This is a genomic window from Sphingomonas sp. P2_B6 (assembly GCF_056404755.1).
This window is the reverse complement of record NZ_JBFUDK010000030.1, coordinates 7,501-30,849: the sequence shown is the minus strand read 5'-3', so window position 1 is coordinate 30,849 and position 23,349 is coordinate 7,501. Positions and strand designations below refer to the sequence as shown.

Here is a 23,349-nt window from a genome sequence, read left to right as displayed (position 1 = left end):
GGCATCGAGCCCGGCGCGGTGCTCACCCACCCCTTGCCCCTCCCTTGAAAGGGAGGGGTAGGAAAGGGGGCCAGTACCTGTCGGAAGCCCTAGCGCGTCATTGTGAGGGAACCGCATGCGCGTCCTCCCTCTTCGGCGCATCGCGGTCGGCCAGAAGCAGGCCGCCAGCGCCGTAATTCTCCGTGGAGATTTCCTCGATCACGATTTGCACCGCGCCCGCGGGCTTGCCGAGACGGTCGACCAGCGAGCGCGTCACGTCAGCGACGATCCCCGCTTTCTGGTCGTGCGTCGCGGTGCCCGCGATCCGGATGCTGACGAACGGCATTGGCGCTTACGCTTCCTCGTCCGTGGTCGCGGCTTCGGCGGCAGGTGCCTCCTCATCCTCGAACCAGTGCGCGCGGGCAGCCATGATGATCTCGTTGCCCTGCTCTTCGCTCAGACCATATTCGCCGAGCACGCCACCCTTGTCCTCGGGGCGCTTGGGGGCGTCCTCGTTGCGGCGGCGCGGTTCCTGGCGCTTCTTCTGCACCAKCTCGTCCGTCGCGAGATCGGCGAGATCGTCGAGCGTCTTGATGCCCGCCTTGCCGAGCGTCACCAGCATCGCCTCGGTGATGTACGGCATCGCGGCGAGATCGTCCGACACGCCAAGCTCGCGGCGGAGCGTGCGGTTGGCTTCCTCGCGGCGCTCGAGCGCCTCGGTCGCGCGGCTTTGCAGCTCGGCGGCGAGATCCTCGTCGAAACCCTCGATCGAGGCGATTTCGTCGGCTTCGACATAAGCGACTTCTTCCAGCGCGCCGAAGCCCTCGGCGACCAGCAGCTGCGCCAGCGTCTCGTCGACGTCGAGCTCGGTCTGGAACATTTCGGTGCGCTCGAGGAATTCCTTCTGGCGCTTCTCGGATGCGTCGGCCTCGGTCAGGATGTCGATCGCCTTGCCGGTCAGCTGGCTGGCGAGGCGGACATTCTGGCCGCGGCGGCCGATGGCGAGCGACAGCTGATCGTCGGGCACGACGACTTCGATGCGGTCCTCTTCCTCGTCGATCACGACACGGCTGACCGAGGCCGGTTGCAGCGCGTTGACGACGAAGGTCGCGGTGTCGGGCGACCAGGGGATGATGTCGATCTTCTCGCCCTGCATTTCCTGCACGACGGCCTGCACGCGGCTGCCCTTCATGCCGACGCACGCACCGACCGGATCGATCGAGCTGTCATGGCTGATCACGCCGATCTTGGCGCGGCTGCCCGGGTCGCGGGCGGCAGCCTTGATCTCGATGATGCCGTCGTAGATTTCGGGGACTTCCTGCGCGAACAGCTTCTTCATGAAGTCGGGGTGCGCGCGGCTGAGGAAGATCTGCGGCCCGCGATTCTCGCGGCGCACGTTGAGGATCAGCGCACGGATGCGGTCGTTGACGCGCACGATCTCGCGTGGAATCTGCGCGTCGCGGCGGATGACGCCTTCCGCGCGGCCCAGATCGACCACGACGTGACCGAACTCGACGCGCTTCACCACGCCAGTGATGATCTCGCCCATGCGGTCCTTGAATTCTTCATATTGCCGCTCGCGCTCGGCATCGCGAACCTTCTGGAAGATCACCTGCTTCGCTGCCTGTGCGGCGATGCGGCCGAACTCGATCGGGGGCAGCGGATCGACGATATAGTCGCCGACGACAGCGCCAGCCTGGAGCTTCTGGGCTTCTTTCAGGTTCACCTGCTTGAAATAATCGTCGACCGCTTCGACCACTTCGACGACGCGCCACAGGCGCAGATCGCCCGAGGTCGGATCGAGCTTCGCGCGAATGTCGTTCTCGGCGCCGTAGCGGGCACGGGCGGCGCGCTGGATAGCGTCCTCCATCGCCTCGATCACGATGCCCTTGTCGATCATCTTCTCGGCGGCGACGGCATTCGCGATCGCGATCAGCTCGGCCTTGTTGGCGGAAACGGCGGTGGCCATCAGTCTTGCCCTTCGTTCATGATATCATCCGGGTTGCTTTCGGCGCCTTCCGGCGCCTCTTCTAGGTCTTCGAATTCTTCTTCCTCGACACCGTCCAGCGACAGCGGGCGGGTGGAGGCGATCAGCGCGTCGGTCAGCAGCAGCTTGGCGTTCGCGACCTGATCGAAGCCGATCGTCATCGGCTCATGCTTGTTCACGTCGATGGTGATGCGCCCGTCCTCGACGCCCTTCAAGAAGCCGGTGAGCTGTTTGCGGCCATCGACCGGCGCGGTGAGATGGATGCGCGCCTCATGACCCGCCCAATCCTGGAAATCGGCGAGCCGAGTCAGCGGACGGTCGATCCCCGGCGAGCTGACCTCGAGACGGTACGCCTCCTGGATCGGGTCCTTCTCGTCGAACAGGTCGGAGATGCGGCGCGACAGCTCGGCGCAATCGTCGATCGTCAGCTGGCGTGTATCGGGCCGCTCGGCCATCACCTGCAGGGTCAGGTCGTCCCGGTTGCCGAACATCTTCACGCGCACGAGATCGAATCCCAGAGCGTTCGCCTCGGGTTCGATCAGTTGCGTCAGCTTCGCGATGTCCGTCATCTGGTTTGAAACATGCCTTCTCGTCGCCGGGACCGTGTGGCCCCGACCTCTTCACCAACAACGATGTAGAGAATGTGAGGGCGATATACGGCGGGATGGCCCGCGCGGCAAGGCCCCCCGCAACGAGGCGAAAGTGTCAGCCCGACTGCCTTGATCCTGCGATGTGATCCTATAGGCTATACGCCAACCCGCCACCCGCGGACGTGCGCGACTCGCCCGCGACTGGCTCAAGAACCGAGAGGCTGCCCGGCATGACGCGATTCTCCTCCTATGCAATCCTGGCGCTCTCGGCGGTCATCGCCACCGCCTGCTCGGCGTCGACCGCGCCGGCGCAGGATGCAGCGGCCGACAAACCCTTCACCGAAACCGTGATGGCGGATTTCGAGTCGCCCTGGGCGATGACCTTCCTGCCCGACGGCCGGCTGCTGGTGACCGAAAAGGCCGGCAAGCTGCTGATCGTCTCCGCCGATGCGAAGCAGGTCGCGACGCTTGCGACGATCCCCGGCGTCGACAGCGCCGGCCAGGGCGGCCTGATGGACGTGGTGCTCTCGCCCGGCTTCGCGAAAGATCGCCTGGTCTATTTCAGCTATTCGGAGGCACGTGACGGCGGCAAGGCAGTGGCGCTCGCGCGCGGGCGGCTCGACGAAAAGGGCGCGGCGCCGGCGTTGGCCGACGTCTCGGTCATTTTCCGTGCCAGCCATGCGGTCGAAGGCAATGGCCATTATTCCGGCCGCATCGCCTTCTCGCCCGATGGCCAACACCTGTTCTTCACCAATGGCGAGCGCCAGAAATTCGATCCGGCGCAGGATCTGAGCATGACGCTCGGCAAGGTGCTGCGCCTCACCCCGGACGGCAAACCGGCGCCCGGCAACCCCTTCGCCGGGCAGGCCGGCGCGCGGCCGGAAATCTGGTCCTATGGTCACCGCAACCTGCTCGGCATCGCCTTCGACGCGCAGGGTAATCTGTGGGAGCAGGAAATGGGGCCGAAGGGCGGCGACGAGGTCAACCTCATCCAGGCGGGCAAGAATTACGGCTATCCCAAGGCGTCGAACGGCAGCCACTATGACGATCGCGACATCCCCGATCATGCGACGGGCGATGGCTTCGAGGCGCCAAAGGTCTGGTGGAACCCGTCGATCTCGCCCGGCGGCATGATGATCTATTCGGGCGACATGTTCCCGGCCTGGAAGGGCGACGCGTTCATCGGCGGACTTTCCAGCCAGTCGCTGCTGCGCATCGACTTGGACGGCACCAGCGCGAAGAAGGGTGATCAATGGCCGATGGGCAATCGCATCCGCGAGGCGGAACAGGGCCCGGACGGGGCGATCTGGCTAATCGAGGATGGCACACGCGGCGCCGCCGGGCGGCTGATCAGGCTTACGCCGGCCAAGGCCTGACAATAGTATAACGGAATGCAGCGATCCGCCCATCGGATCGTTGCGCCGACACCTCCCGATGAAAGTTCGCCCGGCATGACTCGATTCTCCTTGTACGCCTTGCCTCTTCTCGCCCTGGCCGGCGCCACTACCGCCAGCGTTGCGCAGGACGCCCCTGCCGTCTTCAAGGTGCCGGACGGTCTGCCCTTCGCGGTGAGCGAACAGGGCAAGTTCGACACCCCCTTCGCGCTCGCCTTCCTGCCCGATGGCCGAATCCTCGTCACCGAGAAGCCCGGCAAGCTGAAGCTTCGGGCGACCGATGGTGGGGTGAAGGACGTGGCCGGCGTACCGGCCGTGGCGCCGGGCGGGCAGGGCGGCATGCTCGACGTCGCGCTCGCGCCCGATTTCGCGAAGAGCCGCACGATCTACCTGTCCTATTCGGAGCCGCGCCCGAACGGCCGGAGCCTGGCGCTCGCCCGCGCGACCCTGAAGGATGGCGCCGCACCGAGCCTCCAGGGGCTGCAGGTGATCTTCCGCGCCGGGTCCGACGGCACGGGCGAGCAGTTCGGCGGCAACATCGCCTTCTCGCCCGACCACCGGCTGCTCTATCTCTCGACCGGCGAGCGTCAGCGCTTCACGCCGTCGCAGGACCCCGACCAGGCGATCGGCAAGATCCTGCGCCTGACGCTCGACGGCAAGCCGGCGCCGGGCAATCCCAGCTATGCGGCCGGCGGCGCGCGCGCGGAAACCTGGTCGATCGGCCATCGCAATCCTTATGGCCTCTCCTTCGACAGGGACGGCCGGCTCTGGGAGATCGAGATGGGGCCGAAGGGCGGCGACGAAGTCAATCTGATCCAGCCCGGCAAGAATTACGGCTGGCCCAAGGCGTCGAACGGCAGCAATTACGACGACACGCCGATCCCCGATCACGCGCCCGGCGACGGGTTCGAGCCGCCCAAGGTCTGGTGGAATCCCTCGATCTCGCCGGGCGGGCTGATGATCTATTCGGGCAAGATGTTTCCGGCCTGGCAGGGTTCGGCCTTCATTGCCGCGCTGTCCGGCCAGGCGCTGATCCGCGTCTCGCTGGAGGGCGACAAGGCGGCCAAGGCCGATCAGTGGAACATGGGCATGCGCATCCGCGATGTCGCGCAGGCGCCCGATGGGGCGATCTGGCTGTTGCAGGACGGCCGCGGCAGCGGCGGGCATCTGATGCGGCTGACGCCGCGCTGAAGCAGGCGGACCCCCATTTAGTGCTGAGCTTGTCGAAGCACTGTTCTTCGTTCTCCGGTTGGAGGAGGAAGAGCAGCCTTTCGACAGGCTCAAGGCGAACGATGGAGAGGGGTACCTTCAAACATCGGTCGTCGGCCGATCTAGCCCCGCAACCGCGCGAGATGCGCGTCCGCCTCCGCGACGCCCGGATTGCCCGGCGTCCCGGTCATTTCCTCGAACAGCGCGCCGAGCTCCTCATAGCGCGCCCGGGCCTGGATCCAGAAGATCCAGGCGGTGTCGCTGTCCTGGATCGCCTCGGCCTGGAGCGCCGCGCTGCGCAGCGCATTGGCGACGTCGAGCGGTGGGACGTCGGCCGCGGCACGGTAGAGCGCGAGCATTTCGGTGATGGCGGTGCCGGCTTCCTCGCCGCGCCCGGCTTCGATCAGGATGTCGGCGACATGGCGGACGGCATGGGCCAGCGCGGCGGTGTCGCCCACGTCGCGCCACAGCGCCACCGCGCGACGCTGGCGGCTCAAGGCCTCATGATGGTCGCCGGCATCGCGCAGGCGTTGCGCCTCGCGGGCATAGGTCTCGGCCTGTGCCCGCGCGTCGCTCACGGCCGCGCGATCAGATAGTTGAGCCGCGCCGCCGCGATCGGCCTGGTGCGATCGTCCTGCCACGCCGTCGCCTCGACATTGGCGACACGCGTACCCAGCCGGGTCACCACGCCCTGCGCCCGGGTCGGCTTGTCGCGCCCGCCGCGCATGAAATCGACCGTGACGTTGATCGGCTTGATCCGGCCGCCGCCTTCCTCGGCAAGCGCCTGCTGCACCGCGACGATCGCCGCCATCTCCATCAGCCCGCTGATCGCGCCGCCGTGCAGGAAACCGGGACGCCCCAGCACCCCGTCCTCGAACGGCATGATCAAGATGCTATCGTCATCGGGATCGATGCTCAGCCCGAGCAGGTCGGCATAGGGGGGCAAGGTCACAAATAGCCCTCCGGCGCCATGAAGGTACCGGCGACATGCGCCAGCGGATCGTCGGGATCGCCATCATGCGCCTGGCCGCGCACGAACGCGATCGAGCGGGTGATGCGATAGCATTCGCCGTGCCCGATCACCGTCCTGCCCGGCGTTGCCGGCCGGAGATAATCGACGCGCAGGTCCAAGGTCGCGTGCGGCCGGAACGCGTTGAGCTTCAGCCACACCGCCATGCTGGTCGCCATGTCCATCATCGACAGGATCGGGCCGGAGGCGATCACCCCGGTTTCGGATTCGCCGATCTGCTCCTCGCTATAGGGGAGTGCGAGCTCGACCCAATCCGCACCATGCGCATGATAGTCGAGGCCCAGCCGCCTGCCATGGCCTCCGGCGCCGTTGCGCAGGAAGCGTTCGGGGTCGAAACGAAAGGCGTCGATTATCGTCATCCGACAATCCCTACCGCAGTGCAGCGTGAACCGCAAAGCCGTCCGCACGATCGACTTATTTGGGCGATTGCAGGGGTGGCCGGCGCCGTATAGCTTCGGTTGCAAAGAACAACGGATAGGAGAGGCGGATGCACCCCAGCATCCATGGCGCGAAGACGCCGGACAAGCCTGCGCTGATCGTGGCGGAGACCGGCGAGACGGTGAGCTTCGGCGAGCTTGACCGGCGATCGAACCGTGCGGCGCACCTGTTCCGTTCTGCCGGGCTGGTCGCCGGCGACACGGTCGCGCTGTTCCTGGAGAATGTGCCGGAATTCTACGATGTCGCCTGGGGCGCGCAGCGCAGCGGACTGTTCTATGTCTGCATCTCGACCAAGCTGACCGCGCCCGAAGTCGCCTATATTGTCCGCGACAGCGGCGCGAAGCTGGTCGTCTCCTCGGCCGGGCTCGATGTCGCAGGGCCCCTCGCGGCGGAACTGGCCGGTGTCGCGCTCTATACGATCGGTGGCACGGTGCCGGGCTGGTCGCGCTGGGAGGACGCGGTCGCGGCGATGCCGGCCTCGCCGATCGCCGACGAACGCGCCGGGATCGACATGCTCTATTCCTCCGGCACGACCGGCCGGCCCAAGGGCGTTCGTGTCGCGCTGCCCGAGGATCCGGCGATCGCCGCGCCGAACGTGCTGATGATGCTCGCGCGCGGGCTCTACGGGCTCGGGCCGGACACGATCTATCTCAGCCCCGCGCCGCTCTATCATGCGGCGCCCCTGCGCTGGTCGATGACGGTGCTGCGGCTCGGCGGCACCGTGGTGATGATGCAGCATTTCTCGCCGCTGACCGCGCTCGCCGCGATCGAGACCTATCGCGCGACGGCCAGCCAATGGGTCCCGACGCATTTCGTGCGCATGCTGAAGCTGAGCGAGGAGGATCGCAGCCGCTTCGACCTGTCGAGCCTGAAGGTGGCGATCCACGCCGCCGCGCCCTGCCCGATCCCGATCAAGGAAGCGATGATCGCCTGGTGGGGGCCCGTGCTCTACGAATATTATGCCGGATCGGAAGGGAACGGCCTGACCACGATCAACTCGGAGGAGTGGCTCGCGCACAAGGGATCGGTCGGCAAGGCCGCTTATGGCGTGCTGCACATCTGCAACGAGGCGGGGGAGGAGCTCGGGCCGGACGAGGAGGGGCTGGTCTATTTCGAGGGCGGCGGCCAGTTCGAATATCACAATGATCCGGACAAGACCGCCGAGGCGCGCAACGCGCGGGGCTGGACCACGCTCGGCGATATCGGGCGGATCGATGCGGAAGGGTATCTCTACCTGACCGACCGCAAGAGCTTCATGATCATCTCGGGCGGGGTGAACATCTATCCGCAGGAGATCGAGAACCGGCTGATCACGCATCCCCGCGTGGCCGACGTCGCCGTGATCGGAGGGCCGTGTCCGGAAATGGGCGAGCGCGTGGTGGCGGTGGTCCAGCCGGTCGACATGGCGGAGGCCGGCCCGGCGCTGGCCGAGGAGCTGACGGCGTGGTGCCGCGCCGAGCTTTCGGGGGTGAAGACGCCGCGCCAGATCGATTTCACCGTGGAACTGCCGCGCCACGCGACGGGCAAGCTCTACAAACGCCTGCTGCGCGATCGCTATTGGGGTGTCGGCGGGGGACGGATTGACACGAACGGCAGAGGGGTCGAGGATTAAGGACAAGACCATGAACGACCGCGTTTCGATCACCGTTGCCGACCATGTCGCCGATGTCCGCCTGACTCGCGCCGACAAGATGAACGCGATCGATCCGGCGATGTTCAAGGGCATCGCCGCGGCGATCGACCAGCTGAACGGCATGGCCAATGTCCGCGCCGTCGTGCTGTCGGGCGAAGGGCGCGCTTTCTGCGCCGGGCTCGACATGCAGAGCATGGCGGGCGGCGGATCGGGCATCGATCTCGGCAGCCGGCGGCCGGACGGCGCCAATCTGGTGCAGCAGGTGTCCTGGGGCTGGCGCATGCTGCCCATGCCGGTGATCGCGGCGGTGCACGGCGTGGCGCTGGGCGGCGGGTTCCAGATCATGTCGGGTGCCGATATCCGCATCGCCGCGCCCGGCACGCGCATGTCGATCCGCGAGGGGCATTGGGGGCTGGTGCCGGACATGGGTGGCATCGCGCTGTGGCGGACGCTGGCGCGCGACGATGTGTTGCGCGAGCTGACCTATACCGCGCGCGAATTCACCGCCGAGGAAGCTCTGGACTATGGCTTCGTCACGCGTCTTGCCGAGGATCCGCACGAAGCCGCGATGGCGCTGGCGCACGAGATCGCGGGGCGCAGTCCGCACGCGGTGCGCGGCTCGAAGCGGCTGTTCAACCTCGCCGCCGATGCCGATCCCAAGGCGATCCTCGACGCCGAGACGGTCGAGCAATTGCGCGTGATCCGCCAGCCCAATCAGGTCGAGGCCGTGATGGCCAATATGGAAAAGCGCGCGCCCCGCTTCAAAGATTGAGGCGCTTCAGAGATTGGGGAGGGGCGCGCCGACCAGCAACTGGTATTTCTCCAGCCCGGCACGGAAATCGTCGGGCAGCCGGGTCGCGCCCGAGGCGGCGCTCATCACCAGCAAGGCGTCGCAGGTCGCGATAGCGAACCCCTGCTGAAAGGCCGCGGACACGATCTGCCAGCTTCTCGTGCCGATCTCGCCGATGCCGGTCGCGATCTCGACATCCGCCGGGAAACTGCCCTCGGCGAGGTAATTGATCTCGATCCGCGCGACCAGCCAGCGATGCCCCGCCCAGCCCGACAGTTCCATCGCCTGGTTGAACCGCACCCGCCCGCTTTCGAACAAGGCCGCCATCGCGACATTGTTGATATGACCGAGCGGATCCAGATCCTGGAATCGCGTCTGAATCGTCTCGCTGTGCGGATAGGCCGCCGGGTTCAGCCGGGATGGATCGGGTCGGGCCATCGTTCCTTCTCTCAAGCCCCTCCCGAAAGGGGAGGGAAGCGGTTACCGCGGCGCCATCCGGATGGCACCGTCGAGGCGGACGTCCTCGCCGTTGAAATAGCTGTTCTCGATCATCGCCAATGCCAACTGCGCATATTCCGGTGCGTTCCCCAGCCGCTTCGGAAAAGGCACCGAAGCGGCGAGATTGTCCTTCACCTGTTGCGGCGCGCCCTGCATCAGCGGCGTGTTGAAGATGCCGGGCAGGATCGTGTTGACCCGGATGCCCTCGCCCATAAGGTCGCGCGCGATCGGCAGGGTCATGCCGACCACGCCGCCCTTCGACGCCGAATAGGCCGCCTGGCCGACCTGCCCGTCCTCGGCCGCCACGCTCGCGGTCATCACGATCGCCCCGCGCTCGCCATCCTCGCCCGGTTCCAGCGTCAGCATGCCGGCGGCGGATTTCGCCACGCAGCGGAACGTGCCGACCAGGTTGATCTGGATGAGCCAGTTGAACGCCTCCAGCGAGAAATGCCTGATGCTGCCATCTTCCCGCGACCGGCTCGCCGTCTTCATCGCATTGCCGGTGCCGGCGCAGCAGACCAGGATGCTCTCCTGCCCGTTCACCGCGCGTGCCCTGGCGAAACCGGCATCGACGCTCTCGTCCGAGGTCACGTTCACTTCGCAGAAGATGCCGCCGATCTCGGCCGCGACCTTCTCGCCCTTCTCCGCCTGGAGATCGAAGATGGCGACCTTCACGCCCTTCGCCGCCAGCGCCCGCGCGGTCGCTTCGCCGAGGCCGGAAGAGCCACCGGTGACGACGGCGGCGATGTTGGTGTCGAGTTTCATTCCATTCTCCCTTGTGCTCCCGCGAAGGCGGGAGCCCAGACTGGGTCCCCGCCTTCGCGGGGACACAAATATGTCAAACCCGCTCGACGATGGTGACGTTGGCGATGCCGCCGCCCTCGCACATCGTCTGCAATCCGTAGCGAAGCCCGCGCGTGTGCAGCGCATGGACCAGAGTGGCCATCAACTTGGTGCCCGAGGCGCCGAGCGGATGGCCGAGCGCGATCGCGCCGCCATTGACGTTCAGCCGCTCGGGATCGCCACCGACATGCTTCAGCCAGGCGAGCGGCACCGGCGCGAACGCTTCGTTGACCTCATACAGGTCGATATCCTCGATCTTCATGCCCGCGCGCTTCAGCGCCTTGTCGGTCGCGAACAGCGGCTCCTCCAGCATGATGACGGGATCGCCACCGGTGACGGTGAGGTTGTGGATGCGCGCCAGCGGGGTCAGGCCATGCTCCTTCAGCGCGCGTTCGCTCACCACCAGCACCGCGCTCGCGCCGTCGCAGATCTGGCTGGCATTGGCGGCGGAGATCACTCCGCCTTCCTGCAACAGCTTGACCGAATGGATGCCCTCGAAGGTAGCGTCGAAACGGATGCCTTCGTCGACCAGATGGCAGGCCTCGCCTTCGGGGGTCACGATCTCGAGTCCGACGATCTCGTCCTTGAAATCACCCCGCTCGGTCGCGGCGGCGGCGCGTCGATGGCTCTCCAGCGCATAACGGTCGAGCTGGTCGCGATCGAAGCCATATTTGTCCGCGATCATCTGCGCGCCGAGGAACTGGCTGAACTGAACGCCGGGATAGCGCGCTTCCTGGCGCGGCGACTTGGATTTGCCGAGGCCGGCCTGCGCGAACAACATGCCGGTGGAACCCATCGGGACTCGCGTCATGCTCTCGACGCCGGAGGCGATCACCACGTCCTGCGTGCCGGAGAGCACTGCCTGCGCCGCGAACTGGATCGCCTGTTGCGAGCTGCCGCATTGCCGGTCGATCGAGACGGCGGGCACGCTCTCGGGCAGTTTCGACGCGAGCACCGCGCCGCGCCCGACCTGGAAGCCCTGTTCGCCGCCCTGGCTGACACAGCCCATGATGACATCCTCGATCGCGGCAGGATCGATCCCGGAGCGGTCGACGATCGCGTCGAGCACCGCGCCGCCCATATCCGCCGGGTGCCATCCGGCGAGCTTGCCGCCACGCTTGCCGCCCGCGGTGCGCACCGCTTCCACGATATAGGCCTCGGCCATGCTCGACTCTCCATAAAGTTCCTATTTGCAACCCATACTTGCCCAATCCCGTCGGGTGGGCAAGGGTGACCAGCCATACCCGATCATCGAAACATGGAGCTGCGCGATGAATGTGACGGAAGCCGTAGCGGCACGCCGCTCTGTACGCGGATTTCTGGAAAAGCCGGTCGACGGCGCAATCCTGAAAGAGATCGTGACGAAGGCAGCGCGGGCGGCAACCGGCGGCAATCTCCAGCCCTGGCATATCGATCTGGTGAGCGGCGAGTCGCTGGCCAGCCTCAAGGCGTTGATGATGGCGAAGCTGATCGCGGGCGAGACCGAGGAGCATGCCTATGCGATCTATCCGCCGCACCTGACCGCGCCCTATCGCGACCGGCGCTTCGCGGTGGGGGAGGCGATGTATGCCGAGATCGGCATCCCGCGCGAGGACAAGGCGGCCCGGCGGATGTGGTTCGCACGCAACTTCCAGTTCTTCGGCGCGCCGGCCGCCCTGTTCTGCACCGTCGACCGCCAGATGGGTCCGCCGCAATGGGCCGATCTCGGCATGTATCTGCAGAATGTGATGCTGCTGGCGGTAGAGGCGGGTCTCGCGACCTGCGCGCAGGAATGCTGGGCGGTCTATCCCGAGACGATCACCGGCTTCCTCGGCACGCCCGCGGAGCGGATGCTCTTTTGCGGCATGGCGATCGGCTATGAGGATGGGGACGAACCGGCGAACCGGTTGCGGACCGCGCGGGCGCCGGAAGAGGAATGGCTGACGGTACACATCTGATCCTCCCCGTACTGGGGAGGAACAAGTAAGCGATTGCGCCCAATGCCTGCCGTAGTCCCAACTCTGCAATTGACGCTGCACTGCAGCATCGCCACCTGTGGCCGATGCTTGATCCGACCGCGCCGGCGCTGCTCGCCGAACCCGCCGCCCCGGCCCACCGTGTCGGCCTGACGCATCTCGCGCTCGCGGTCGGCGGCTTCGCGATCGGCACGACCGAATTCGCGACGATGAGTCTCGTTCCCGATTTCGCGCGCGATCTGCACATCGACGCGCCCACCGCCGGCCATGTCATCAGCGCCTATGCTCTGGGCGTGGTGGTGGGGGCGCCGACCATCGCGGTGCTCGCCGCGCGCATGTCGCGCCGTACCCTGCTGATCCTGCTGATGAGCTTCTACGCGGTCGCCAACGTCCTGACCGCGCTGTCGCCGAGCTATGCGATGATGATGGGGCTGCGCTTCCTCAGCGGCCTGCCGCACGGCGCCTATTTCGGTATCGCGACCCTGGTCGCGGCGTCGCTGGTACCGCCGGGCAAGCGCACCCAGGCCGTGGCGCGGGTGCTGCTCGGGCTGACGGTGGCGACGATCGCCGGGGTGCCACTGGCCAATTTCCTCGGCCAGACGATCGGCTGGCGCTGGAGCTTCGCCATTGTCGGCGCGCTGGCGCTGCTGACCGCGGCGCTTGTCGCGATCTACGCCCCGCGCGATCTGCCCGACCGGACGCGCAGCCCGCTCGCCGAGCTGGATGCGCTGAAGCGCGGGCAGGTGTGGCTGACGCTGGGGATCGGCGCGATCGGATTCGGCGGCCTGTTCGCGGTCTACACCTATCTCGCCTCGACCCTGACCCAGGTCACCGGCGTGTCGCCGCTGATGGTCCCGGTCGCGCTGATGGTGTTCGGCGTGGGCATGACCGGCGGCAATCTCGTGATCCCGCGCTTCGCCGACCGCGCGCTGATGCCGACGGCGGCGGCTTTGCTGGTGTGGAGCCTCGTCGCGCTGGCGCTCTATCCGCTCGCGGCGCAGAATTTCTGGACGATGCTGATCGACGTCTGCGCGATCGGATGCGGCGGCGCGCTGGGCACGGTGCTGCAGACCCGGCTGATGGACGTGTCGGGCGACGCGCAGGCGCTGGCGGCGGCGCTGAACCATTCCGCGTTCAACGTGGCGAATGCCTTGGGTCCGTGGCTCGGCGGGCTGGCGATCGCGGCGGGGTTCGGCTGGACGTCGACCGGCTGGGTCGGCTGCGCGCTCGCGCTGGGCGGGCTGGCGATCCTGGCGCTGTCGGTAAGCCTGGAGCGGCGCAGCTCTTAGTTCCTCCCCGAGCTTGCTCGGGGAGGGGGACCACCCGCTTCTTCAGCGGGTGGGGGAGGGGCTTGGAGCGCGGAACATCTGTCCCGCCGTCGCTATATCCTTCAGCCCGCCGCGGGCGAACGGCGACCGCCGCCCGAATGGTTGCGGCCCTGGCCGCCGGGGCGACCGCCGCCACCGGGACGGCCCTGGCCGCCCGGACGGCCGCCGCCATTGGGGCGACCTGCATTGTAGGGACGACCACCCTCGGGGCGAGCGCCCTGGGGACGGCCGGCACCTTCGGGACGCGCGCCCTGCGGGCGAGCCTGGCCCTCGGGGCGGGCGCCGGTCGGGCGCGCAGCGTGAGTCGCGCGCGGCGGCGCACGGTGGCGGCCCGAATCGTCGCGGCGACGATCGTCGTCCGATCCGGCCGGGCGCTGTGCCTTGATCTTCGCCGCCTCGGCAGTGAAGCCCTCGGGGAGCGGCATCGGGGTCGGCTTCACGCGCGTGAGCTTCTCGATGTCGCGCAGATAGGCGCGCTCGTCATCCGCCACGAAGCTGATCGCCACGCCCGATGCGCCGGCACGCGCGGTGCGGCCGATGCGGTGGACATATTGCTCGGGTACGTTGGGCAGCTCGAAGTTGAACACATGGCTCACGCCCGACACGTCGATGCCGCGCGCGGCGATGTCGGTTGCGATCAGCACCTTGACCTTGCCCGACTTGAACTCGCCCAGCGCGCGTTCGCGCTGCGGCTGGCTCTTGTTGCCATGGATCGCGTTGGCGGCGATGCCGGCATGGCCGAGCAGCTTCACGACGCGGTCGGCGCCGTGCTTGGTGCGGGTGAACACGAGGCAGCGCTCGATCTCCGGGTTGCGGAGATGGATCGTCAGCAGCGCCTGCTTTTCCGACTGGTTGACCAGCGTTGCGTACTGCTCGACGCGCTCTGCCGTGGTCGACACCGGCGCGACCTTCACGGTCGCCGGGTCCTTCAGGAACTGGTCGGCCAGCTCGCGGATCGCGTTGGGCATGGTCGCCGAGAAGAACAGGGTCTGGCGATCGCGCGGCACCATCTTCACGATCTTGCGGAGCGCGTGGATGAAGCCGAGGTCGAGCATCTGGTCGGCCTCGTCGAGGACGAGGATCTCCAGCGTGGCCAGGCTGACGAAGCGCTGCTCGATCAGATCAAGCAAACGGCCCGGCGTGGCGACGAGGATGTCGATGCCGCGCGCCATGTCCTGGCGGTTCTTGTTGATGCTGGTACCGCCGAACACGGTCGCGACCGACATCTTGGAGAATTTGCCATAGTCACGAGCGCTGTCGGCGATCTGGCTGGCCAGCTCACGCGTCGGCGCCAGGACGAGCATGCGGCAATGCGTCGGCAGCACGTTCTTGGGCGCGTTGACGAGGCGCTGGATCGAGGGAAGGACGAACGCGGCGGTCTTGCCGGTGCCGGTCTGCGCGATGCCGAGCAGGTCGCGGCCGTCGAGCAGGGTCGGGATCGACTGCTTCTGGATYGGGGTGGGGGTGGTGTAGCCCTTGGCTTCGAGCGCGCGGACGAGCGGCTCGGCGAGGCCGAGATGTGCGAAAGACATGAGAATTATAGTCCAATATTAGCCGGGCTCGCGAGTCCGGCGGACGCACGAGTGGCGGGGGAGAATGACACCCCGCGTGAAAAGGGAAGCCCGTTAAAAACGACCGAGGCGGAGCTTGGACCCTAAGGTCCGATCACGCTGCATGACGCCTCGATGGGCGGCATATGCATGTTGCGGTGCAAAAAGTCAAGATCGGTGGCGAAAACGACGTGCCGCGAACCGCTTGATCCGGATCATCATGGTGCGGGGTGACGCGGCGCCTGATCGCGCCTAGGCTGGCGCGGTGCAGACGGGGGACCTTGCTCAGCCGACGGCGTTCGAGCTCGATATCGCGGCGATCGAGCGGATCGAGGCCGTTCCGACGATCCTCGACGTCGTGTGCCGCACCACCGGCATGGGCTTCGCCGCGGTCGCGCGTGTCACCGAGGATCGCTGGATCGCCTGCAGCGTGCGCGACGACATCGCTTTCGGGCTGACGCCGGGCGGCGAGCTGAAGGTCGAGACGACGATCTGCAACGAAATCCGCGACAGCCGCGAGCCGGTGGTGATCGATCACGTCGCCGAGCATCCCGAATTCCGCCATCACCACACCCCGGCGACCTACGGCTTCCAGAGCTATATCTCGATGCCGATCCTGCTGCCCGACGGCCGCTTCTTCGGCACGCTGTGCGCGATCGACCCGCGCCCCGCGCGGCTGAACAATCCCGAGACGATCGGCATGTTCCGCATGTTCGCCGACATGATCGCCTTCCATCTCGACGCCCAGGCCCAGATCGAGCGGAGCGCGGCGATCCTGCTCGACGAGCGCAAGACCGCCGAGTTGCGCGAACAGTTCATCGCGGTGCTTGGCCATGACCTGCGCAATCCGCTGGCCTCGATCGACGCGGGCACGCGGCTTCTCGCGCGCGACCCGTCGCCCGAAAAGGCAGCAATGGTGCTGGCGCTGATGCAGAGCAGCGTGGTGCGCATGGCCGGGCTGATCGACAATGTGCTCGACCTGGCGCGCGGGCGGCTCGGCGGCGGACTCACGCTTCAGCGCGCGCCGGTGCAGCTCGAACCCGTGCTGCGCCAGGTGATCGACGAACTGGGCTCCAGTCATCCGGACCAGAAGGTCGAGGCAGTGATCGAGCTCGATGCCGACGTCGATTGCGACCGGGGCAGGATCGCGCAGCTCCTGTCCAACCTGCTCGGCAACGCGCTGACTCACGGCGCCGCCGATCGGCCCGTATTGGTACGCGCTGTGACGCACGGCGCCGCCCTCGAGCTGTCGGTCAGCAATGCCGGCGAGGAAATTCCGCCCGCCGCGATCGAACGCCTGTTCCAGCCCTTCGCGCGCGGTGCGGTGCGGCCTGACCAGGCAGGTCTCGGTCTCGGCCTTTATATCGCCTCGGAAATCGCCCGGGCGCATGGCGGATCGCTCCGTGTCGCGTCGTCGCCGATGCAGACCTGCTTCACTTTCCTGATGCCGCTGGCCTGAAAATACCGCTCCCGGCCTGTACCCGTTTGTCGATGTGGTACGTTACCATGGGTCTGGGAGACCGCCCGTGTGCCATGTGCTGATCATCGAGGACGAAGCGCTGATCGCGCTCGATCTTCAAGAGATGCTCGAACTGGCCGGAGCGACCACCTTTTCCTTCGCCGAAACCGAGCGCGAGGCACTCGATGCCGCCCGCGCGCATCGGCCCGATGTGATCATGTCGGACGTGATGCTGCGCGAGGGCACCGGGCCGCATGCAGTAGAGCTGATCCAGGACGAGATGGGACCGCTCCCGGTGATCTTCATCACCGCCACGCCCGAAGCCTGCACGACCTGCGGCCCACCGGCGATCGTGCTGGGCAAGCCGATGGTCGATGCCAGGGTGCGCGAGGCATTCCGGGCGGTCGCGCCGCGCTGACGCCTCAGAGCGATCGCCCGATCAGCTCCTTCATGATCTCGTTCGTCCCGCCATAGATCCGGCTGACCCGCGCGCCCCGCCAGGCCCGCGCGATCGGATATTCGTTCATGTATCCGGCGCCGCCATGGAGCTGGAGGCATTTGTCCATCACCTCCCATTGCAGCTCGCTATGCCATAGCTTGGCCGCAGCGCCCTCGGTCGGGGTCAGCTCGCCGGCGAGGTGCCGCTTGATCGCCCAGTCGAGATGCGCCCAGCCGACCTGCAGCTTCGCCTTCAGATCGGCGAGGACGAAACGCGTGTTCTGGAAATCGAACACCACGCCGGCGAAGGCCTTGCGCTCCTTGGTGAAGGCGACCGTCTCGTCGAACGCCTTTTGCGCCGACGCCTGTACGCCGACCGCGATCGACAGCCGTTCCTGCGGCAACTGGCTCATCAGATAGATGAAGCCCTTGCCTTCCTCGCCCAGGCAATTGGTCATCGGCACGCGCACATCCTCGAAAAACAGCTCCGAGGTATCGGCCGCGTCCTGGCCGATCTTGTCGAGGTTGCGTCCACGCTTGAAGCCTTCTCGGTCGCTCTCCACCAGGATGATCGACATGCCCTTGTACGCAGGTTTGGCGTCGGGATCGGTCTTGGCGACGACCAGGATCAGGTCGGCATTCTGGCCGTTGGTGATATAGGTCTTGGATCCGTTGACGACATAATGATTGCCGTCCTTCTTCGCGCTGGTGCGGATGCCCTGCAGGTCGGATCCGGTGCCCGGCTCGGTCATCGCGATCGCGGTGATCGTCTCGCCCGAGACGAGGCGCGGCAGCCACTGCTTCTTCTGCTCTTCGGAGCCGTACTGGACGATATAGTCGCAGACGATGTCGGACTGGAGCGAGAAGCCGAGCGGCGTCCCGGCATAGCTGATCTCCTCGTCGATGATCGCGTTATAGCCGAAATCCAGGCCCAGCCCGCCATAGGCCTCGGGCACCGTGGGGCAGAGCATCCCGATCGCGCCGGCCTTGGTCCAGATCGACTTGTCGACGATTCCCGCCTCTTCCCACGCGGCGACATGGGGAACGGCTTCCTTCTGCAGGAAGCTGCGCACGCTCTGTCGGAACGCTTCGTGATCCTCGGTATAGGCAAAGCGGCCTTGCACGGTGTCGAGGGACATTCTTCTCTCCTGATCTGTTTCGGGAGAGGTTGCGGGCAGTTTACGCGAACGTCAAGCTCGCTGGCGCTCGACAGCCCGGGCGATCGGACTATGCTCGGCGCAAACACAGGAGAGTGCATGAAACTGGCCAGCCTCAAGCATGGACGCGACGGCAAGCTTGTCGTCGTTTCGAACGATCTGGCCTGGTATGCCGATGCGGGGCACATCGCCCCCACGCTGCAGGCGGCGCTGGACGACTGGGACCGGCTGCTGCCCGATCTCAGGAACCTCGCGACCGATCTCGAGCATGAGATGATCCCGATGCGCCGCTTCCACGAACATGGCGCGGCGGCGCCCCTGCCGCGGGCGTATCAATGGGCGGACGGCTCGGCCTATGTGAATCATGTCGCGCTGGTCCGGCAGGCGCGCGGCGCCGAGATGCCCGAGAGTTTCTGGCACGATCCGCTGATGTATCAGGGCGGCTCGGACGGTTTTCTCGGGCCGCGCGACCCGATCCCGCTGGCGGACGAAAGCTGGGGTTGCGACATGGAAGCCGAAGTGGTGGTCGTCACCGGCGACGTCCCGCTTGGCGCGAGCCGCGAGCAGGCGCTCGAGGCGGTGCTGCTGGTCGGCCTGACCAACGACGTGTCGCTGCGCAACCTGATTCCCGGCGAGCTGGCCAAGGGCTTCGGCTTCTTTCAGTCGAAACCGGCCAGCGCCTTCTCGCCGGTGTTCGTCACGCCCGAGTCGCTTGGCGACTGGTGGAAGGACGGGAAGCTCCACCGTCGGCTGATGGTCGATCTCAACGGCAAGGCATTCGGCCGGGCCGAAGCCGCGGAGGACATGACCTTCGATTTCGGCACGCTGATCGCGCATGCGGCGAAGACGCGGGCGCTGGGGGCGGGGACGATCATCGGTTCGGGCACCGTCTCCAATCGCGATTCGGGCGGCGGCCCGGGCAAGCCGGTCGCCGGTGGCGGCGTGGGGTATAGCTGCATCGCCGAGGTGCGCATGGTCGAGACGATCACTGGCGGCGCCGCGGCGACGCCATTCCTGAAAAAGGGCGACACCGTCCGCATCTGGGTGGAGGACGACAAGCACCACCCGATCTTCGGGGTGATCGAACAGACGGTGGAATAATATCCTCCCAGCAGCATCCGCCGCTGAGGGCGTTCGAGACCATGGATCCGCGGTTGACGCCGGGCAGCGCCCGGCTAAGATGATATTTCATAACACTGGGAGGACGGGGATGCGGTTCTGGACCTTGCTGGCGCTGACGGCGCTGCCCTCGGCGGCTGCGGCGCAAACGACACCGACCTTGCCGACGGGCCCCAGCGCCCAGGGCGACCTGTCGGTCACCATCTATCAGAACGGCCAGTCGCTGGTGCAGGACGTGCGCCAGCTCGATCTGCCCGCGGGCCGCACGCGCCAGGAATTCCCCGACGTCTCGGCGCAGATCCGGTCTGAGACGGTCACGCTCGGCGGGCCGGGCATCGGCATCGTCGAGCAGAATTTCGATTTCGACCTGCTCTCGCCCGACAAGCTGATGGAAAAGGCGGTCGGATCGGTCGTTACCATCGTCCGTACCAATCCCGCGACCGGCGCCGAGACGCGCGAACAGGCGAAAGTGCTGGCGGCGAATGGCGGCATCGTGCTGCAGATCGGCAACCGCATCGAGGTGCTGCGTGACGACGGGCTGCCGGTGCGCGTGGTGTTCGACAAGGTGCCGGAGAATCTGCGCGCCCGGCCGACTCTGTCGGTCACGCTCCAAGTCGCGCGCGCCGGGCGCATTCCCGCGACGCTGTCCTATCTGACGCCCGGGCTCGGCTGGACCAGCGACTATGTCATGCTGTTCGACGAGCCCAAGGGGGCGATCGACGTGCAGGGCTGGGTCACGCTGACGAACAGCACCGGCACGACCTACAGCAATGCTGATGTGCTGCTCGTCGCCGGCAACCCCAATCGCAACCCCGGCAGCTTCGAGCGGCTCGGGGGCGGCGCGATCGACCAGGCCGGCACCGAGACGGGCACGCGCGAGCGGCTCGGCGACTATTATCTCTACCCGCTGAGCGATCGCACCACGATCGCCAATGCCCAGCAGAAGCAGGTCAGCTTCCTCGACGTGAAGGGCGCGCCGGCGCGCAAGGCCTATGAATGGATCAATGGCTGGCTTGGCACCACGGCCGACCCGCGCAGCGCCTCGACCGTGCTGAAATTCTCGACCTCGAAGAGCGGCGGGCTCGGCGATCAGCTCCCGGCCGGCACGATCCGCGTCTATATGCGCGATGCGCGCGGCGACCCGCAGTTCATCGGCGAGAACCGCATCCCGGCGACACCGATGGGATCGCAGATGTCGATCCGCACCGGCGACGCGTTCGACGTGAAGGGTGCGGCGGTGATCGTCGAGCGCAAGCGCCTGTCGTCGAGCCGCTGGCGCACGACGATGCGCTACGACTTCACCAATGCCCGGCCCGAACCGGTAACGGTCGATCTGGCGCAGGACGGGCTGTGGGGTGACGTGCGCGTGACCGATCAGACCATCACCGGCGAACGCATCTCCGCCGACCGGATGGAATGGAAGGTGCCGGTGCCGGCCAATGGCAAGGCGTCGCTGAACGTGGTGTTCGACACGCGGTACTGACGGTGCGGCGTCTCGCCTTCCCGATGGCGCTTCTCGCTGCCTCGCCCGCGGCGGGGCAGGCGATCGTGCAATCCGACCGGATCGATGCGGTGTCGGTGACGCTCTACCGCGAGCCGGGCCGGGGCGAAGGCGCGATCCGGCCCGGCTGGCCCGGCGGCTATGCCCTGGTCACCGAGACGCGCACGATCCGCGTGCCCGCCGGCCGTTCGATCATCCGGTTCGAGGGCGTGGCGGAAGGCATGCTCCCCGAAAGCGCGATCGTCACCGGCCTGCCGCGGCCGGTAAACGAGAAGAATCGCGATGCCCGGCTGTTGTCGCCGGCCGCCTTGGTCGATGCCTATCTCAAGCGCCGGGTGATGATCACCCGCACCAGCCGCGCCACCGGCAAGGCCAGGACCGAGGAAGCGGTCATCCAGTCGGGCCCGCGCGGCGGTGTGCTGCTGACCACCGAGGCCGGCGTCGAGGCGCTCTCCTGTTCCGGCCTGCCCGAAGCGCTACGCTATAGTGGCGTGCCCGACGATCTGTCCGCCAAGCCGACTCTGTCGATCGTGACCGACACGGCCAGGGCGGCGACCGTGACGGTGCAGCTTTCCTATCTGTCCCAGGGCTTCGACTGGTCGGCCAATTATGTCGCGCGCGTCGCCGATGACGGGAAGACGCTCGATCTGTTCGCCTGGCTTACCGTCGCGAACGGCGGCAGCCAGGGCTTTGCCCGCGCCAGGACCCAGGCGGTCGCCGGTGGCCTGCACCGCGAACCGGCGGCGCAATTGCCCCAGGGCCTCCCGCCCAAGCTGACCCTGCAATGCTGGCCGATGGACATCACCAGCACGTATCCGGCCTGGGATGTGGAACGGCCCCCGCCGCCGGAGATGGTGATGGAGGAAGAGGCGAGGGATCGCGTGTCGATGGAGGTGATGCCCATGGCCATGGCGCTGCCGCCGCCTCCGCCACCCCCGCCCGCCCCGGCACCGCCCGCGATGATGGCGCAGCAGGAGGATCTGGGCGACCTCAAGCTCTACCGCATTCCCGAACCCGTCACCGTCGCCGCGCTCAGCCGCAAGCAGGTCGCGATGATCGATCGCAAGGGCGTGCGCTTCGACCGCATCTATACCGGCTACTTCAACGGTTCCTTCTACACGCCGCCCGCTTACGCGATGCCGAGCCAGCCCGCCGGGCTGATCCTCCGCACCGACAATCTCGACAAGAATGGCCTCGGCCTGCCGCTGCCGGCAGGCAACGTGGCGGTGTTCGAGAAGGGCGGCAGTGCCTCGTTGCTCGTTGGAGAAAGCAACCTGAAGGATCGCGCGATCGGAGAAGAGGTCGAGCTGGGCGGGGGGGCAAGCCCGGACATCCGCTATGTCACGACCAGCCTGCCGCGCACCAAGGACACGGCGCCTTTCACCGTGCGAGTCACCAACGCGCGGTCGACGCCCGAGACCTTCGAGCTTCCCCTGCCGCTGAAGATCAGATCGGCCAGCGATACGATGATTGAGCGCAAGGGCGTCAAGGTGTGGCGCGTCGTCGTGCCCGCCAATGGTGCCGCGGAGCTGAACGTGACGTTCGAAACCAGGCAGTGATGCGCGGCGCGGCCATGCTGCTGGCACTGGCCGCGATGCTCGCCGCTGCGCTTCCGGGCGCGACGGCCGACGCCCAGACCGTCGTCGATTCGGACCATGTCGATTCAGTGTCGGTCACGCTCTATCGCGGCGAGCGCGCGGCGCAGAATGGCTGGCCCGGCGGCTATGCGTTGATCACCGAGACACGCACGATCCGCGTGCCCGCCGGCCGGTCGGTGATCCGGTTCGAGGGCGTGTCGGAGGGCATGCTGCCCGAAAGCGCGATCGTCACCGGCCTGCCGCGCGGCGTGAAAGAGAAGAATCGCGATGCCCGGCTCCTCTCGCCCGCGGCACTGGTCGACGCCTATCTCAAGCGCCGTGTCACGCTCCGCCGTACCAATCGCCGCACCGGCCTGACGACGACGGGCGAGGCGATCATCCAGTCGGGCCCGGGCGGCGGGGTGCTGCTCACTACGCCGGAAGGCGTCGAGGCTCTGTCCTGCTCGGGGCTCCCCGAAGCGCTCTCCTATTCGGGGGTGCCGGCCGATCTCTCCGCGAAACCGACTCTGTCGGTCGTCACCGACAGCGCGGTGGCGGCGACGGCGACGGTGCAGCTTTCCTATCTGTCCCAGGGCTTCGACTGGTCGGCCAATTATGTCGCGCGGCTGAGTGGGGACGGGAAGACGCTCGACCTGTTCGCCTGGATGACCATCGCCAATGGCGGGAGCCAGGGCTTTGCCGACGCCCATACCCAGGCCGTCGCGGGCGCGCCGAACAGGGAAGCCAATGCGGCGCTGCCCAAGGGGCCACCACCCGAGCTGCGCCTGCAATGCTGGCCGATGGACATCACCAGTACCCATGCGCGCTGGAATATCGATCGGCCTGCTCCGCCTGAGCCGCCATCGGAAGTCGC

Annotated in this window: 23 protein-coding genes (1 of these 23 only partly in view); 12 read left to right on the top strand and 11 right to left on the bottom strand. The window is 67.0% G+C overall.

The features are described 5' to 3' along the window. Nucleotides 1-97 precede the first annotated feature (97 nt). From AC1DX5_RS24035 to rimP, 3 genes are read right to left on the bottom strand one after another with little or no spacing between them, the layout of a single operon-like run. A complete protein-coding gene (locus AC1DX5_RS24035; RefSeq protein ID WP_465171675.1) occupies nt 98-325 on the bottom strand; it encodes a tautomerase family protein in 228 nt (75 codons plus the stop codon). 6 nt (nt 326-331) lie between these two features. Continuing rightward, the gene (nusA, locus tag AC1DX5_RS24030) at nt 332-1,948 is read right to left on the bottom strand and encodes a transcription termination factor NusA (protein WP_478017810.1); all 1,617 of its coding nucleotides are present in this window, start codon (nt 1,946-1,948) and stop codon (nt 332-334) included. Further along, on the bottom strand, nt 1,948-2,535 hold the full coding sequence (rimP, locus tag AC1DX5_RS24025) for a ribosome maturation protein RimP (protein WP_478017808.1): 588 nt from the start codon (nt 2,533-2,535) through the stop codon (nt 1,948-1,950). The genes nusA and rimP overlap by 1 nt, the downstream gene beginning before the upstream one ends. A gap of 251 nt (nt 2,536-2,786) precedes the next feature. Here rimP and AC1DX5_RS24020 point away from each other — a divergent pair, with 251 nt between their 5' ends. Further along, nucleotides 2,787-3,932 (top strand): PQQ-dependent sugar dehydrogenase, encoded by a 1,146-nt coding sequence (locus AC1DX5_RS24020; protein WP_478017806.1) that lies wholly within the window; start codon nt 2,787-2,789, stop codon nt 3,930-3,932. 75 nt (nt 3,933-4,007) lie between these two features. Beyond that, nucleotides 4,008-5,141, top strand: coding sequence for a PQQ-dependent sugar dehydrogenase (locus AC1DX5_RS24015; RefSeq protein ID WP_478017805.1), 1,134 nt, complete (start codon nt 4,008-4,010; stop codon nt 5,139-5,141). 140 nt (nt 5,142-5,281) lie between these two features. Here AC1DX5_RS24015 and AC1DX5_RS24010 read toward each other — a convergent pair whose 3' ends face one another. Genes AC1DX5_RS24010 through AC1DX5_RS24000 form a run of 3 tightly spaced genes read right to left on the bottom strand, consistent with a single transcriptional unit; the run spans nt 5,282 to nt 6,548 of the window. After that, entirely contained in the window at nt 5,282-5,737 is a 456-nt protein-coding gene (locus tag AC1DX5_RS24010; RefSeq protein WP_478017803.1) for a hypothetical protein, read from the bottom strand. Next, complete coding sequence (locus tag AC1DX5_RS24005; RefSeq protein ID WP_465171681.1) at nt 5,734-6,111, bottom strand: PaaI family thioesterase; 378 nt, start codon at nt 6,109-6,111, stop codon at nt 5,734-5,736. The genes AC1DX5_RS24010 and AC1DX5_RS24005 overlap by 4 nt, the downstream gene beginning before the upstream one ends. Beyond that, on the bottom strand, nt 6,108-6,548 hold the full coding sequence (locus tag AC1DX5_RS24000) for a PaaI family thioesterase (protein ID WP_465171682.1): 441 nt from the start codon (nt 6,546-6,548) through the stop codon (nt 6,108-6,110). The genes AC1DX5_RS24005 and AC1DX5_RS24000 overlap by 4 nt, the downstream gene beginning before the upstream one ends. Nucleotides 6,549-6,676: 128 nt before the next feature. On the opposite strand from AC1DX5_RS24000, the gene AC1DX5_RS23995 reads away from it, so the two are divergent. Both AC1DX5_RS23995 and AC1DX5_RS23990 read left to right on the top strand, forming a co-directional pair. Beyond that, nucleotides 6,677-8,239 (top strand): acyl-CoA synthetase, encoded by a 1,563-nt coding sequence (locus tag AC1DX5_RS23995; RefSeq protein ID WP_478017801.1) that lies wholly within the window; start codon nt 6,677-6,679, stop codon nt 8,237-8,239. A 10-nt stretch (nt 8,240-8,249) separates the two neighbouring features. After that, the gene (locus AC1DX5_RS23990; RefSeq protein WP_478017798.1) at nt 8,250-9,032 is read left to right on the top strand and encodes a crotonase/enoyl-CoA hydratase family protein; all 783 of its coding nucleotides are present in this window, start codon (nt 8,250-8,252) and stop codon (nt 9,030-9,032) included. A gap of 6 nt (nt 9,033-9,038) precedes the next feature. On the opposite strand, the gene AC1DX5_RS23985 is transcribed toward AC1DX5_RS23990, so the two are convergent. From AC1DX5_RS23985 to AC1DX5_RS23975, 3 genes are all read right to left on the bottom strand, one after another. Next, nucleotides 9,039-9,488 carry an acyl-CoA thioesterase gene (locus AC1DX5_RS23985; protein WP_465171685.1) on the bottom strand — a complete coding sequence of 150 codons (450 nt, stop codon included), beginning with the start codon at nt 9,486-9,488 and terminating at the stop codon, nt 9,039-9,041. 42 nt (nt 9,489-9,530) lie between these two features. Then, nucleotides 9,531-10,313: an SDR family NAD(P)-dependent oxidoreductase gene (locus AC1DX5_RS23980; RefSeq protein ID WP_465175557.1), complete on the bottom strand. Its 783-nt coding sequence runs from the start codon at nt 10,311-10,313 to the stop codon at nt 9,531-9,533. A gap of 73 nt (nt 10,314-10,386) precedes the next feature. Next, nucleotides 10,387-11,556: an acetyl-CoA C-acetyltransferase gene (locus AC1DX5_RS23975; RefSeq protein ID WP_478017797.1), complete on the bottom strand. Its 1,170-nt coding sequence runs from the start codon at nt 11,554-11,556 to the stop codon at nt 10,387-10,389. Between the two features lie 106 nt (nt 11,557-11,662). Here AC1DX5_RS23975 and AC1DX5_RS23970 point away from each other — a divergent pair, with 106 nt between their 5' ends. Together AC1DX5_RS23970 and AC1DX5_RS23965 are read left to right on the top strand one after the other, a co-directional pair. Next, a complete protein-coding gene (locus tag AC1DX5_RS23970) occupies nt 11,663-12,328 on the top strand; it encodes a nitroreductase (RefSeq protein ID WP_478017795.1) in 666 nt (221 codons plus the stop codon). 104 nt (nt 12,329-12,432) lie between these two features. Beyond that, nucleotides 12,433-13,635 (top strand): MFS transporter, encoded by a 1,203-nt coding sequence (locus AC1DX5_RS23965; RefSeq protein ID WP_478017793.1) that lies wholly within the window; start codon nt 12,433-12,435, stop codon nt 13,633-13,635. A gap of 101 nt (nt 13,636-13,736) precedes the next feature. Here the strand turns inward: AC1DX5_RS23965 and AC1DX5_RS23960 are convergent, their stop codons facing one another. Further along, nucleotides 13,737-15,206 (bottom strand): DEAD/DEAH box helicase, encoded by a 1,470-nt coding sequence (locus AC1DX5_RS23960; RefSeq protein WP_465171690.1) that lies wholly within the window; start codon nt 15,204-15,206, stop codon nt 13,737-13,739. A 283-nt stretch (nt 15,207-15,489) separates the two neighbouring features. Here AC1DX5_RS23960 and AC1DX5_RS23955 point away from each other — a divergent pair, with 283 nt between their 5' ends. Then, the gene (locus tag AC1DX5_RS23955) at nt 15,490-16,683 is read left to right on the top strand and encodes a GAF domain-containing sensor histidine kinase (protein ID WP_465175561.1); all 1,194 of its coding nucleotides are present in this window, start codon (nt 15,490-15,492) and stop codon (nt 16,681-16,683) included. Nucleotides 16,684-16,750: 67 nt separating this feature from the next. Beyond that, a complete protein-coding gene (locus AC1DX5_RS23950) occupies nt 16,751-17,101 on the top strand; it encodes a response regulator (RefSeq protein ID WP_465171692.1) in 351 nt (116 codons plus the stop codon). A gap of 4 nt (nt 17,102-17,105) precedes the next feature. Here AC1DX5_RS23950 and AC1DX5_RS23945 read toward each other — a convergent pair whose 3' ends face one another. After that, a complete protein-coding gene (locus tag AC1DX5_RS23945) occupies nt 17,106-18,260 on the bottom strand; it encodes an acyl-CoA dehydrogenase family protein (RefSeq protein ID WP_465175562.1) in 1,155 nt (384 codons plus the stop codon). 117 nt (nt 18,261-18,377) lie between these two features. On the opposite strand from AC1DX5_RS23945, the gene AC1DX5_RS23940 reads away from it, so the two are divergent. The 4 genes from AC1DX5_RS23940 to AC1DX5_RS23925 all read left to right on the top strand — a co-directional run. Next, nucleotides 18,378-19,379: a fumarylacetoacetate hydrolase family protein gene (locus AC1DX5_RS23940; RefSeq protein ID WP_478017791.1), complete on the top strand. Its 1,002-nt coding sequence runs from the start codon at nt 18,378-18,380 to the stop codon at nt 19,377-19,379. A 109-nt stretch (nt 19,380-19,488) separates the two neighbouring features. Next, complete coding sequence (locus tag AC1DX5_RS23935) at nt 19,489-20,880, top strand: DUF4139 domain-containing protein (RefSeq protein ID WP_465171695.1); 1,392 nt, start codon at nt 19,489-19,491, stop codon at nt 20,878-20,880. A gap of 2 nt (nt 20,881-20,882) precedes the next feature. After that, nucleotides 20,883-22,457 (top strand): DUF4139 domain-containing protein, encoded by a 1,575-nt coding sequence (locus AC1DX5_RS23930; RefSeq protein ID WP_478017788.1) that lies wholly within the window; start codon nt 20,883-20,885, stop codon nt 22,455-22,457. Next, on the top strand, nt 22,457-23,349 hold the 5' portion of the coding sequence (locus tag AC1DX5_RS23925; RefSeq protein WP_478017785.1) for a DUF4139 domain-containing protein. The gene runs 688 nt beyond the window's last position; the window shows 893 of its 1,581 coding nt (coding positions 1-893); its start codon is at nt 22,457-22,459; the stop codon falls past the right edge of the window. The genes AC1DX5_RS23930 and AC1DX5_RS23925 overlap by 1 nt, the downstream gene beginning before the upstream one ends.